This is a genomic window from Sporacetigenium mesophilum DSM 16796 (genome assembly GCF_059569055.1).
On record NZ_JCANUR010000005.1, the window covers coordinates 132,989 to 147,436 of the forward strand.

13 protein-coding genes and 1 rRNA gene are annotated in these 14,448 nt (G+C 29.8%); 13 read left to right on the plus strand and 1 reads right to left on the minus strand.

Annotated features, from left to right (window positions below):
* The first annotated feature begins 3 nt into the window (after nucleotides 1-3).
* From BS62_RS06650 to BS62_RS06685, 8 genes are all read left to right on the plus strand, one after another.
* Entirely contained in the window at nucleotides 4-870 is an 867-nt protein-coding gene (locus BS62_RS06650; protein WP_496490476.1) for a YitT family protein, read from the plus strand.
* 17 nt (nucleotides 871-887) lie between these two features.
* Nucleotides 888-1,715, plus strand: coding sequence for a transketolase (locus tag BS62_RS06655; RefSeq protein ID WP_496490477.1), 828 nt, complete (start codon nucleotides 888-890; stop codon nucleotides 1,713-1,715).
* Nucleotides 1,708-2,646, plus strand: coding sequence for a transketolase family protein (locus BS62_RS06660; RefSeq protein ID WP_496490478.1), 939 nt, complete (start codon nucleotides 1,708-1,710; stop codon nucleotides 2,644-2,646). Before BS62_RS06655 ends, BS62_RS06660 begins: the two co-directional genes overlap by 8 nt.
* 186 nt (nucleotides 2,647-2,832) lie before the next feature.
* Nucleotides 2,833-4,398 carry an ABC transporter substrate-binding protein gene (locus BS62_RS06665; RefSeq protein ID WP_496490479.1) on the plus strand — a complete coding sequence of 522 codons (1,566 nt, stop codon included), beginning with the start codon at nucleotides 2,833-2,835 and terminating at the stop codon, nucleotides 4,396-4,398.
* 1 nt (nucleotide 4,399) lies between these two features.
* Nucleotides 4,400-5,371 carry an ABC transporter permease gene (locus tag BS62_RS06670; protein WP_496490480.1) on the plus strand — a complete coding sequence of 324 codons (972 nt, stop codon included), beginning with the start codon at nucleotides 4,400-4,402 and terminating at the stop codon, nucleotides 5,369-5,371.
* Nucleotides 5,372-6,286 (plus strand): ABC transporter permease, encoded by a 915-nt coding sequence (locus tag BS62_RS06675; RefSeq protein ID WP_496490481.1) that lies wholly within the window; start codon nucleotides 5,372-5,374, stop codon nucleotides 6,284-6,286. It abuts the gene before it with no gap.
* A 111-nt stretch (nucleotides 6,287-6,397) separates the two neighbouring features.
* The gene (locus tag BS62_RS06680) at nucleotides 6,398-6,838 is read left to right on the plus strand and encodes a hypothetical protein (RefSeq protein ID WP_496490482.1); all 441 of its coding nucleotides are present in this window, start codon (nucleotides 6,398-6,400) and stop codon (nucleotides 6,836-6,838) included.
* A 134-nt stretch (nucleotides 6,839-6,972) separates the two neighbouring features.
* Nucleotides 6,973-9,375, plus strand: coding sequence for a Lon protease family protein (locus BS62_RS06685; RefSeq protein WP_496490483.1), 2,403 nt, complete (start codon nucleotides 6,973-6,975; stop codon nucleotides 9,373-9,375).
* A gap of 47 nt (nucleotides 9,376-9,422) precedes the next feature.
* On the opposite strand, the gene BS62_RS06690 is transcribed toward BS62_RS06685, so the two are convergent.
* Nucleotides 9,423-9,995: a 5-formyltetrahydrofolate cyclo-ligase gene (locus BS62_RS06690; RefSeq protein ID WP_496490484.1), complete on the minus strand. Its 573-nt coding sequence runs from the start codon at nucleotides 9,993-9,995 to the stop codon at nucleotides 9,423-9,425.
* Between the two features lie 109 nt (nucleotides 9,996-10,104).
* Here BS62_RS06690 and ftsE point away from each other — a divergent pair, with 109 nt between their 5' ends.
* From ftsE to BS62_RS06715, 5 genes are all read left to right on the plus strand, one after another.
* Nucleotides 10,105-10,791: a cell division ATP-binding protein FtsE gene (ftsE, locus tag BS62_RS06695; RefSeq protein WP_496490485.1), complete on the plus strand. Its 687-nt coding sequence runs from the start codon at nucleotides 10,105-10,107 to the stop codon at nucleotides 10,789-10,791.
* Entirely contained in the window at nucleotides 10,775-11,671 is an 897-nt protein-coding gene (gene ftsX, locus BS62_RS06700) for a permease-like cell division protein FtsX (protein ID WP_496490486.1), read from the plus strand. Before ftsE ends, ftsX begins: the two co-directional genes overlap by 17 nt.
* Nucleotides 11,672-11,695: 24 nt before the next feature.
* Nucleotides 11,696-12,751 carry a murein hydrolase activator EnvC family protein gene (locus BS62_RS06705; RefSeq protein ID WP_496490487.1) on the plus strand — a complete coding sequence of 352 codons (1,056 nt, stop codon included), beginning with the start codon at nucleotides 11,696-11,698 and terminating at the stop codon, nucleotides 12,749-12,751.
* Between the two features lie 59 nt (nucleotides 12,752-12,810).
* Complete coding sequence (locus tag BS62_RS06710) at nucleotides 12,811-13,959, plus strand: S41 family peptidase (RefSeq protein ID WP_496490488.1); 1,149 nt, start codon at nucleotides 12,811-12,813, stop codon at nucleotides 13,957-13,959.
* Between the two features lie 230 nt (nucleotides 13,960-14,189).
* A 16S ribosomal RNA gene (locus tag BS62_RS06715) occupies nucleotides 14,190-14,448 on the plus strand; the annotation flags it as partial.

Here is a 14,448-nt window from a genome sequence, read left to right on the forward strand (position 1 = left end):
AATATGGACAAGAATAATAAACTTATATATTATTTATATGTATTATCCATGATTCTGTTGGGAACGTTTTTAATGGCTATATCCCTCAATATGTTTTTAGAGCCATATACAATAGCCCCAGGAGGTCTAACGGGTTTTGCAATAGTAGTGAATAAACTTATTGGAACTCCCCTATGGATTATAAATGTAGTAATAAACATACCTTTGTTTTTAATAGGATACAAATTCTTAGGGAAAGAAGGTACCATAAAGACGGCATTAGGAATAATATTATTAACTTATTTTTTAAATGCAACATTAAAATTAGGAAATATACAAACTACGGATGATGTTTTATTAGCCTCAATATTTGGAGGCGTAATAATGGGAATAGCGTTGGGACTAGTATTTAAAATTGAAGGATCTACAGGAGGAACAGACCTTATAGGACTTATATTGAATAAGTTTTTTCCAAGTGTAAGTGTTCCGAAACTTATGATGATTGTAGATTCAATGGTAGTTGTAATGGCAGGTATAGTAGATAAAAATATAGAAACCGCTCTTTATTCAGCATTAGCTTTATATATATCAGTTAGAGTTGCAGATGCTATAATAGAAGGCTTTAGCTATTCAAAAGGATTTTTTATAATATCCAACAAACCAGATGATATAAGTAAAGCAATAATGGATGAATTAGGAAGAGGAGTTACATTGTTAGAAGGGAAAGGCGCATACACTAAACAACAAAAAGATGTGCTATTTGTTGTAGTGGGAAGGAATCAGGAAGTTTCAGTAAAGCAAATAGTAAAAAGAATAGATGCATATGCATTTATAACAGTAAATACTGTACATGAAGTTCTAGGAGAGGGATTTAAACCTTTTAAAGCATAGATATAGGAGGTAATTATATGAGAGATTACAAAGAACTAAAGGTAGCTACACGTAAAATAAGAGAAAACATAGTAACTATGATACATAGCGCAAACTCTGGTCATCCAGGAGGTTCTCTTTCTGCTGTTGAAATACTAACAGCGTTGTACTTTGAAGAAATGAACATTGATCCTAAAAATCCAAAAAAAGATGATAGAGATAGATTTGTATTATCTAAGGGTCATGCCGCTCCAGTTTTATATGCAACTTTAGCGGAAAAAGGATATTTCGATAAATCTGAGTTAACTTCTCTTAGAAAAATAAACTCTATGCTACAAGGACATCCTGATATGAAAGGAATCCCAGGAGTAGAAATGTCAACAGGTTCTCTAGGGCAAGGGTTTTCAGTAGCTTGTGGTATGGCTATGGCTTCTAAACTTGATGATGCTCCATGGAGAGTATATGCTTTATTAGGAGATGGAGAAGTTCAAGAAGGTATAGTTTGGGAAGCAGCTATGAGTGCGGCACATTATAAATTAGATAATTTAGTTGCATTTTTAGATTATAATGGTCTTCAAATAGATGGAGAAACTGAAAAGGTTATGAATATAAATCCTATAGTAGATAAATTTAAAGCATTCGGATGGAATGTAGTAGAAATAGATGGACACGACTTTGATCAAATATTTGCTGTATTAGATGTAGCTAAGGAAACAGTAGGCAAACCAACTATGGTTATAGCTAAAACTATAAAAGGTAAGGGTGTATCATTTATGGAACACGCTGCTGGATGGCATGGAACAGCTCCTAGCGATGATGATGTTAGAAAGGCTTTAGAAGAAATAGGAGGTGCTGATAATGAGTAATATAGCTACAAGAGAAGCTTATGGTAAGGCATTAGTAAAATTAGGTGAAAAAAATAATAAAGTAGTAGTTTTAGATGCAGACCTTTCAAAGTCTACTAAGACTAATGATTTTTATAAACAATATCCAGAGAGATTTTTTAATATGGGTATAGCAGAACAAAACTTAATAGGTGCAGCGTGTGGATTTGCAGCAGCTGGAAAAATACCTTTTGCAAGTACGTTTGCTATGTTTGCAACTGGGAGAGCCTTTGAAGTAATAAGAAACTCTGCATGTTATCCAAAGTTAAATGTTAAAGTATGTGCAACGCATGCAGGATTAACAGTAGGAGAAGATGGAGCTTCTCATCAATCAGTTGAAGATATGGCTATAATGAGAGCTATACCAAATATGACAGTTATAGTACCGGCTGATGGAGTTGAAACAGAAAAGGTTATATTCAATGTAGCAGAATATAATGGTCCTGTGTATGTAAGATTAGGAAGATCAGCAGTTCCAACTATATTTGATGAAAACTATGAATTTAAAATAGGTAAAGGATCTATAGTTAGAGATGGTAGTGATGCAACTATAATAGCTTGCGGTATAATGGTTAGTGAAGCTATAGTAGCACATGACATATTAAAAAGCGAAGGTATAAATGCTAGAGTTATAAATATGTCTACTATAAAACCTATAGATAGAGAATTAATAATTGAAGCAGCTAAAGAAACAGGAGCAATAGTAACTGCTGAAGAACACAGCGTAATAGGTGGATTAGGATCTGCTGTATCTGAAGTGTTATGTGAAGAATACCCTGTTATTGTTAGAAAAGTTGGAGTAAAAGATACATTTGGTGAATCAGGTACTCCAAAAGAATTATTAAAAAAATATGGATTAACATCAGTAGATATAGCTATGGCAGTAAAAGATGCTATATCAAATAAAAGATAAAAAATTAACAAGAAAATATTGTAAAATATTTTATCTTATGATAATATATAATTAATAGAAAATTAAATAAAATTTATAATTTAAACCATGAAGGTTTATACATCCTATATAATATAGGGTTGTGACTTCATGGTTTTTTTGATTTTAAAATAATTTAGGGGAAAAAACTAAAAGGGGGATTTAGTAATGAAATTTAAAAAGCTAATATCTGTATTAGTGATTACAACAATGTCGTTATTTTCATTAGTTGGATGTTCTACAAAGCAAACAGAGGATGTAAAATCATTAAGTAGTAATTCTTTAACTTATGGAAGTAATGATTACAATAGAATAAACCCAGCACTAGATGAACATGGTGAAGTACATAAACTCATATTTTCAGGTCTGACCAAGCATGATGAAAACAATAAAGTAGTTCCTGATTTAGCACAAAGTTGGTCTTATGATGAGTCTAATTATACATACACATTTAAGTTAAAAGAAAATGTAGCGTGGCACGATGGAAAAGAATTTACAGCTGAAGATGTTAAATTTACAATAGACACTATAAAAGAATCTAAAAACAATTCAGAAATATCTTCTAACTATCAAGATGTAAAAAATGTAGAAGTAGTTGATAAGTATACAGTAAATATTACTTTAATAAATCACAATGTAGCTATATTAGACTATTTAAGTACTGGTATAATACCTAAACATTTACTAGAAGGAAAAGATATACAAAATGATTCATTTAATAAAAAACCTATAGGAACAGGTGCATATAAGTTAAGTGATTGGAAAGATGGGCAGTATATAAGATTAACTGCTAATAGTGAATACTATGAAAATATACCAAAAATAGATGAAGTTGTATTCAAAATAATACCTGATGATAAAGCTAAGGCTATGCAATTAAGATCAGGTGAAATAGATATAGCTCAAATAGATCCAAAGGATGCAAGTATGTTTGATAATGACAAGGAATTTACTAAATATAATTTTAAAACATCAGACTACAGAGGGGTAATGTATAACTTTAATAAACCTCTGTTTAAAGAAAATAAGGAAGTTATAAAGGCCTTGAGTTACTCTGTAGATAGAAAAGCCATAATAAACAGTGTACTTATGGGAATGGGAGAGGCTGCTTACTCACCTTTACAATTTAGTGAATATAATAATGAAAATATAGAGAAGTATGAATATAACCCACAAAAATCTAAACAAATATTAGAAGATGCTGGATGGAAGCTTAATGATAAAGGTATATACCAAAAAGGAAATCAAAAATTAGAATTCAATATAACTTGTTTTGATGGTGATCAGGTTAGAATAGACATGGCTACTATTGTTTCGCAAAACTTTAAGGAAATAGGAGTTAATGCAAAAGTAGATATACAAAGTGATATAGATTGGGCTAATCTAGATACATTCTTAATTGGATGGGGAAGTCCATTTGATCCAGATGACCACACTTATAAAGTGTTCCATTCCAGCCAAGTGGAATCTGGAATGAACTTAAATGGTTATTCAAATTTTAAAGTAGATGAAGCTTTGCAAAAGGCTAGAAGTACTGACAACAATGAAGATAGAATTAAATACTATAAAGAATTCCAAGATGCTATGGGCGATGATTTACCTTTTACATTTTTAGCGTATATAGATTCTATATATGTATCTAAAGCTAACATAAAAGGAATTGATGGTAATAAGGTTTTAGGACACCATGGAGTTGGAGTATTATGGAATATAGAGGATTGGGATGTAAAATAAAATGATTAAGTATGTATTAAATAAATTTAAACATCTTGTTATAACATTATTTGTACTAACTTTTACAGTGTTCACTGTATCTCATTTAGCACCAGGAGACCCTTTAAGAGCATATTTTGGTGATATATCAGAAAGGCTTTCTCACCAACAAAGAGAAATTGCTATAGAGGAACTGGGGCTAGATGAGCCCTTATTAATACAGTATAAAAACTGGGTAAAAAATGCATTTCAAGGAGATTTAGGAGAATCTTATAAATATAAAATGCCTGTAAGTGAAGTTATAGAAGGTGTATACGTTAATACCATAATACTAACTGGCAGTTCCTTTATAATAGTATTTTTAGGGGCTTTAGCTTTGGGGATATTATGTGCTATGAATGAAGGTAAGCTTATAGATAAACTTTTATGCAATATGGGAACGGCTATGAACTGTATACCATCCTTTTGGATATCTCTCATAGTAATTCTTATATTTAGTGTTAATCTAAAATTACTACCTTCAGGTGGAGTATATGATATAGGATATGAACAAAGTATATTAAATAGATTTATTCATCTTATATTGCCATTGTTTGTAATGGTGGTTGGGCATATATGCTATTATGCATTTTTTGTTAGAAATAAATTATTAGAAGAACTTAAAGAAGATTATGTATTATTATATAAATCAATGGGATTTTCCAACAATGAAATAGTTTTTAAACATTGTATAAGAAATATAATGTCTTCATATACGACATTAATGTCTATGTCATTGCCTCATATATTAACAGGTGCATATATAATAGAATATATATTTTCTTATCCTGGACTTGGAAGTTTAAGCTTTGAAAGTGCTAAGTTTCATGATTATAACTTACTTATGGCTTTATGTATAATAACAGGAGTTATGGTTGTTTTATCTAGTTTTATATGTGATATTTTGAATAAAGTTATAGATCCTAGAATGAGAAATTTGGAGATGAGTGAATAAATGGAATTAGTATCTAATAAATTTGAGTTAGTTGGAATAGATAAGGAAGTAGCAACTAAGGATATTCATAAAATTAAGGATAACAGTTATATACATAATAAAATAAAGAATTCACCTTATGTATCTATATCTATACTATCAATAATAATATTAGGGTGTTTATTTGCTCCTTTTATAACTAATAATGACCCTACCTACATGAACTTAACTAGCCAATATCAACATCCAAACAATCAATATTTTTTCGGGACGGATGCTATGGGAAGAGACATATATTCAAGAATATTATATGGAGGAAGAATTTCTCTACTTATAGGGCTAATTTCTTCTCTTATATCCACTTTTATAGGGATAATTTATGGAAGTGTAAGTGGATATATAGGAAAAAATATAGACTCTATGATGATGAGGTTTGTAGATATAATGCTAAGTATACCATCAATATTAATAATGATACTTATACAGTCAATAACTGGAGGAGATGGTTTCTTAGGTATTGCCTTTGTAATAGCAACAACTAGTTGGATGACAATGGCAAAGGTAGTTAGAAGCGAAGTAATGGAGTTAAAACATAGAGAATTTATATATGCTGCAAAAATTATGGGTGCTAGCTTTAGACATATACTTATAAAGCACCTAATTCCAAACTTTTTACCATCTATTGTATATATGAGTGTTATGAATATAATAAGTGCAATAATAATGGAATCTACATTAAGTTTTTTAGGAATGGGAATACCTATAGAGTTGGCCTCTTGGGGAAGTATGCTATCTCAAGGTCAAGATGCAATATTAGGAAATAGATGGTGGATAATTATAATTCCTGGGTTGTGTATAATCACAACTTTGGTTTGTATAAATAACATAGCTGATTATATAAGAAAAATAAATAATAAAAAGCTTAATAACCTATAAAAATTTACTGAAAAACTACTTATTTAGAAATAAGTAGTTTTTTTGTTTGTCTATTCTATTACCACCGAAATATTCATATATTTAAAGTAGATAAATTAGGGGGTGATTTTGATGAAGGTAAAATGGAATATCAAGGGCATACTTTATGGTTTGATTGCTTTAGCTTTAGTAGTAGGTGGATTTGTTTTTATACCTAAAATGTTTTTTAATGAAGCAAAGGCAGTTGAATATACCATAGTTCAAAGAGATGCTATACCAGAGAAAATACTAGATGTAATGGGAAAATATGCTGATGAAGAAAGGGCCTTGGCTATAAAAACTGATGACAAAATATATGTTGTTGCCACTAGAGGAAAAGATATTAATCAAGGCATACAAATAGAAAAAATACAAATGACTAAAGATGAAGGAAAGGATGTTATGAAAGTAAATATTGTTTATAAAAATAAAGATGATGCACATCCTTACATAGTTGTAGAAACTGATTTAAAAGATTTACCAGATAGAATAGAATTAAATACTAATTTACAAGATGATACAAATAAAAAGTAGTACAAAAAGGCTTGCCTGTTTTAAATAGGCTGGCCTTTTTTGTTTATAATAAATTGTTTTGAAACTTTGTTATTATTTTTCCTAATTTAGGAGAAAATATCTTAATAACAATGACAAATCTAGGAGTGAATTAAATGCTGAATATAGATAAATATAAAGTTAAAATTGATGATTTAAAGAAAATATCTAATTTAAGCAATTTTGATTTTAAAAGTACTAAAGAATTAGTACCTCTAAGGGGAATAATAGGTCAGGATAGAGCTGTACAAGCTATGAACTTTGGCCTAAAAATGAAGAAAAAAGGATACAATATATTTGTAGCAGGGGCTAGCGGCACAGGTAGAGCTAGTTATACATGTTCGTTAATAGAACAATTAGCTCAAAATGAAAAGCAAACTAAGGACTGGGTATATGTAAATAATTTTAAAAACACTAATGAGCCTATAGCATTATATTTAGAAGCTGGTGAAGGTAAAAATTTTAAAAAAGACATAGAAGAAATAATAGAAAAACTCAAAGAAGAAGTTCCAAAGGTATTTGATTCAAAGGAGTATGAGCAAAACAGCAGATTTTTAATGGAAGATTTAGAAAAAAACATAGAAGCTATTATAGAAGAATTGAATAAATTTGCTCAAACTAAAGGATTTAGGTATCAAATAACAGAAAGAGGACTTTTGAGTGTTCCTATTAAAGACGACGGAACAGTTATGCAAGAAGCTGAGTATGGCAAATTAACTCCAGAACAAGTTATGGTTATAAGAGAAAGTGCCATGAAGTTAAATCAAGATAGTAAGGATTATCTAGACAAAATAAAGGCAACTGAAGAAGATTATAAAAATAAAGTTCAAAACTTAGATAAAACTGTTGCAAAAAGTATAATAGATTTTTATTCTCACTACTTAATTGCAAAGTATGGTAAGTTTGAAAAAATAATAAATTATATAAAAGACCTTAGTGATGACATAGTGGAAAATATATCTAAGTTTAGAGCATCACAAGAACAGCAAGGTCAACAAGGCCCTATGGCTTTATTAGGAATGTTCCAACAAAAAGATGATGCTAAATTTTTTAATAGATATGGAGTAAATTTATTTATAGATAATAGTGAAACTAAATGTGCTAGTGTGGTTAGAGAAACGAATCCAACTTATTATAACTTAACAGGATCTATAGAATACAAAAATGAGATAGGAGCTTTAACTACAAGCTTCATGGAAATAAAACCAGGAGCTCTTCATAAAGCAAACGGTGGATTTTTAATATTAAATGTAAGAGATTTATTTTCACATCCATTTGCTTGGGAAGGATTAAAAAGATCATTAAAAACAAAAAAAATAGCCATGGAGTCTTTGAATAAACAATATGGATATATAGTAACTTCTACCTTAAAACCTGAGCCTATAGATTTAGATACAAAGGTTATATTAATAGGAGATAGTTATACTTATAGTATTTTATATACACATGATGAAGATTTTAGAAACTTATTTAAAATTATGGCAGATTTTGATATAGAGCTTGAAAGAAATGAAGAAAACCTATATAAAACAGCTCAATTTATAGCTAGCCATTGTGAAGAAGAAAATTTAAAACACTTTGATAAGTCTGCAGTTGAAAGAATAATAGAATACAGTTCAAGGGTAAGCGACAACAAAGAAAAACTGACAGCTAGATTTAATAAAATAGTAGATATATTATATGAGGCAGATGCATTAAGCGACTCAAACAAAGAATATGTAACTAAAGAAGATGTAGAAAATGCTATTAAGCAAAAGGTATATAGAAATAATAAATATGAAGAAAAATTAAATGAGATGTTTGAAGATGGAACGCTTCTTATAGATATAAGTGGAGAAAAAATAGGTCAAATAAATGGATTAGCTGTTATGGGAACTGGAGAATATAGTTTTGGTAAGCCATCTAAGATAACAGCATCTACTTATAAAGGAAGACATGGAATAATAAATGTAGAAAGAGAAGTTAAGCATAGTGGAAGTATACATGATAAAGGTGTTTTAATATTAAGCGGATATTTAGGAGAAAGATACGGAAAAGAAAAGCCTTTATCAATATCGACATCAATAACATTTGAACAAAATTACTCTGGAATAGATGGAGATAGTGCATCTAGTACAGAATTATATGTTGTTATATCAAATATTGCTCAAGTGCCAATAAAACAACATATAGCTGTTACAGGCTCTGTAAGTCAAAAAGGAGAAATACAGCCTATAGGTGGAGCAAATGAAAAAATAGAAGGGTTTTTTGATGTATGTAAGTTAAAAGGTCTTACTGGAGATCAAGGTGCAATGATACCTATCCAAAATGTTAAAAACTTAATGTTAAAAGATGAAGTAGTAGAAGCTGTAAAAGAAGGAAAATTCCACATATATGCCATATCTAAAATAGAAGAAGGGCTAGAAATATTAACAGGACTTACTATGGATGAAATAGACAAGAAAGTAAATGAACAATTAGAAAAATATCGTAAATTTGATAAGGAAGATAAAGAAAAAGAAGATAAGGAAGACAAATAAAAATAAGGAGCATGGTTAAATCCATGCTCCTTATTCTTGTTTATATACTATTTTGTAATTTTTAATATTTTACTTTCAGTAATTATATAATCAAGCTGTGCATCGTGAGATTCTTTTGGAATATTATCAAATAATTGAAGATCAAATGCTACACCTATTGTAGTAACATCATCTCGGAGAGTTAATAAAAATCTATCATAAAGTCCTGCCCCATAACCTAGTCTATAGCCATCCTTGTCGTATGCAACTCCAGGAACTATAACTAAATCTATCTCTTTATTGTCTACTGGCCTTATAAATTCCTCTTTTGGCTCTCTAACTCCAAAGGTTCCTATTTTTAATTCACTATCTAGATTTTTTATTTCAGAAGGAATAAGTTTTTTTTCTTTTAAAATAGTGATAGGAATTACGACTTTTTTGTCTAAATATATAAGAGTATCGATTAATATGTCGGTTTTTACTTCATTATTAAAATCTAAGTAAGCCATTATTGTTTTTGCTTTTTTTACTTCGTCCATATCAAGTAACTTTTGAATTATAAGTTTAGAATTGTGATTTACAGAATTTATATCTTGATTATTTCTTAGATCAAGTACTTTTTTTCTAAATTCTTTCTTCATATGGTCAATCCCCCCTTTGAATATGGTATAATCATTAACGTGTTACTATAAAGATTATATCATACTAACAAATTTATTATAATAAGGTGTTAAGATTGGAGCTGGTGAAATGATAAAATTTAAAGATGTTAGCAAGGTTTATCCAAATGGAAATCAATCATTATCTAATATAGATTTAAATATAGAATCAGGAGAGTTTGTTTTTTTGGTGGGGCACTCAGGGGCAGGTAAATCTACTCTATTAAAACTTTTACTAAAAGAAGAAGATGTGACATCTGGAAGTTTAAATATACTAGGACAAGATATAAAGTCAATGGATAAGAAGAATGTACATAAGTTTAGAAGAAATTTAGGAATAGTATTTCAGGACTTTAGATTATTAAATGATAAGACTGTATATGAAAATGTAGAATTTGCAATGAGAGTTATAGGACAAAGTCCAAAAAATATAAAAATAAGGGTTCCTGAGGTTTTAGAATTAGTAGGTCTGAGTGATAAATCTAACTGTTATCCAAGCCAATTGTCTGGAGGAGAAGCACAGAGGGTCGGAATTGCTAGAGCTATAGTCAATAACCCAGCCATTTTAATTGCAGATGAATGTACAGGGAATTTAGACTATAAAACTTCTAGAGAAATTATGAAAATATTAATAGACATAAATAAAAAAGGAACAACTGTAGTAATGGCTACTCATGCGCTAAACTTATTAGAAGAATTTATGACGAGAGTTGTAATGCTTCATAAAGGAAGCATTATACGTGACACTAAAGGAGGAGTTTATGAGAACATTGTATAGTGCAATTTATAATATAAAACAAGGATTTAAAGGGTTAGTATCTAGTAAAACAATGGCGGCAATATCAATAGGTTCTATAACATCTGCTTTGGTTATATTTGGTATTGTTTTAATGCTAATTTTAAATATAAACCAACTTGTATTATCTACAAAAGATCAAATCACTGAGGTAAGGGTTTTCTTAAATGATAATATGGGACAACAGGATATAGAAGATTTAAATAAACAAATAAGTTCAATAAGTAATGTTAAAAATATTAGGTATGAAACAAAGGAAAAATCTTTTGAAACTATGAAAAAAAGCTGGGGAGAAGATAAAAATCTATTAGAAGGAATTGAAAACCCACTTCAAAATTCATTTAGTGTAACTGTAAAGGATCCAAAATTTATAAAAAATGTTGCAGATGAATTAAAAAAATATGATGATATAGAAGATATAACTTATTATCAAGATGTTATAAATAAGTTTTTACTAATATCAGAAACATTGAAAAAAATCGGGATAGGTATAATCATTTGCTTACTAGTAGTGAGTGTAGTTATACTATCAAACACTATAAAATCTAGAGTTTATAGTAGAAAAGAAGAAATAGGAATTATGAAGTACATAGGGGCAAGTGATTGGTTTGTAATATCACCTTTTATAATAGAAGGGATTATTATAGGCGTTTTAGGAGCTTTAATAGCACTAATTATATCGTCGTCAATCTATAGTTATTTGTATGATAAGGTAAACAAAGCTTTATATAGCTTTATGCCGAATATGTTATTAACTACAGCAGATATTATAGGGTTATTAAGTATAACTTTTATAACTATAGGTATAGTTATAGGAACATTTGGCAGTATTATATCTGTTAAAAAGCATCTAAGAGTATAAAAATTAATTAAATAGGGGGAAGTTATGAAAAAAATATGCTTAACTCTAGCTGTATTAATTTTTATTAGTACAACTAGTACATATGCAAAAAGCACAAAGTCTTTAAATACACAGTTACAAAATAATGTAGAAAAACAAAAAGACGTAAGCGAAGAAATAATGACACTAGATACTACAATAAAAGATACAGAAAAAGCTATACAAGAAAGTGATATAAAGTTAGAAAGCATAAACAATGAAATTGAAGAGGTAAATAAAGATATAGAACAACTAGAAAAAAGTATAGAAGAAAACAATGAACTATTAGGAAAAAGATTAAGAGCTAGTAATAAGAATCTATCACTAGGATATATACAAATATTATTTAAAAGTGAAAATATATCTGATTTTCTAACTAATTTATATAGTATAAAGGAAATTGTAACTTACGATAAGAACATAATTGAAGAATTAGCAAGAGCTAGCGCAAGTCTAGATTCAAAAAAGAAAGACTTGACTTCAAAACAAGATGAAATAAAGCTGCTAAGCGATGACCTAAATAAGAAAAAGGTAGATTTAGAAGAAGATAAAAAACAATTAGGAGAATTAAAGGCTAAGTTAGAGAATGAAGAAAATGATATAGAAAAGAAGATAAGTGAAATATTAAATGTTAATAATATCACATCAGGGGATAATAATAACTATATAGTTAGTAATAATGGTTGGCCTGTTCAAGGACATACTAGAATAAGTTCTCCTTATGGAATGAGAATGCATCCTGTATTAAAGGTTCGTAAAATGCATACGGGTATAGATATACCTGCTCCAACAGGTACAAATGTAGTATCTATAGACAATGGAACGGTTATATTCGCTGGAGTTCAAGGTGGGTATGGAAATACTATTATGATACGACATGATGACGGTAAAGTTTCTTTATATGCTCATAATTCTAGACTTACAGCTGGTAATGGACAAAGAGTAAGTAAAGGCCAAGTTATAGCAAAGATAGGTTCTACAGGAAGGTCTACAGGCCCTCATCTTCATTTTGAAATTAGAATAAATGGAAGCCATGTAAATCCTATAAACTATTTAAGGTAATAAAAAAAGAGCCAAGCACATATACTAAATAGTAGATTATGTAAAAGGAGATGCATTAGATGATATCTAAGAAAAAGGCTTTAATTTATGGAATAGTTTTGGTTATGATTACTGCTCTTATTACATCAACTTTTCAGTTGTCGTTTGGGAATAAGGTAATTGTATCTAAATCTAATTATGAAGAGTACAAAAACTATTCTAAATTGCTTGGATTAAAACAGATGATAGAAGCGGATTACTATAAAAAGCCTAAAGAAGATGATCTATTAACTGGATCGATAAGAGGAATGTTTGAGGGATTGAATGACCCATATTCTCGATATTATACCGAAGAAGAGTTTGAAGAACTTAAAGAACAAACAGCAGGTGTATTTTCAGGTGTAGGTATAGTTATAGGTGCTGGAGAAGATGATCTTATAACCGTAATATCTCCTATAGAAGGGTCCCCTGCAGCAAAATCAGGTATAAAAACTGGAGATAAAATAATAAAAGTAGACGGAAAAAATGTAACAGCTAAAGAACTAGACAAAGCAACGCACCTGATAAAGGGAAAACCAGGAACGGACGTAACATTAAGTATAAAAAGAAAAGATAAGGATTTTGATGTAACTATAAAGAGAGAAGAAATAAAATTGCAAACAGTTAAATCTGAGGTTTTAGAAGATTCTATAGGATACATAAAAATAACATCGTTTGATGAGACTACTGATAAAGACTTTGAAGAAAATATAAATAGATTAAAAGAAAAAAACATAAAAGGATTAGTGTTAGATTTAAGAGGTAATCCAGGTGGATTATTAGATGTATGTCATAAAATCGGCGATATGCTAATAGGAAAAGGAACTATAGTATATACTAAAGATAACAAAGGAAACACAGAATACTTAAAATCAGATGAAGAAAGTCTAGGATTGCCTATTGCAGTACTTATAGATGGAGGGTCTGCTTCTGCTTCAGAAATATTAACTGGAGCAATAGTTGACAATAAAGTAGGTATAGCAGTTGGAACAACTACTTTTGGCAAAGGACTTGTACAAACGGTAAGAGAATTAAAGGATGGAACTGGTTATAAGTTGACTATAGCTCAATACTTTACACCAAATGGAAGTTATATACATGGAAAAGGAATAAAGCCTAATATAGAGATTAAAGATGAAGCTAAACAGTTAGATAGTGCAGTTGATTGGTTAAATGAAAAAATTAAATAAATATGAGATACGCTTAACTTTTGTTAAGCGTATTTTTTTTGAAATTTAACCGACATAAAAAAAGAGGTTTTTACAAAATATATAATTTTTTGTAAAAATATGTTGACTAGAATAATATGAGATGATATAGTTATACTTGTCCTTAAGAAAAGGGCAAAACAAAATTGAACTTTGAAAATTAAACAGTAGGTCAATTAACACACCATTTATTTATAAAGTAATGCCAAGTTTATCATGAGAGTTTGATCCTGGCTCAGGATGAACGCTGGCGGCGTGCCTAACACATGCAAGTCGAGCGAGGACTTCGGTCCTAGCGGCGGACGGGGGAGTAACGCGTGGGTAATCTGCCTCATACACACGGATAACATACCGAAAGGTATGCTAATACGAGATAACATTAAGAAATGGCATCATTTCTTAATCAAAGAATTTCGGTATGAGATGAGCCCGCGTCCCATTAGCTAGTTGGTAAGGTAAAAGCTTACCAAG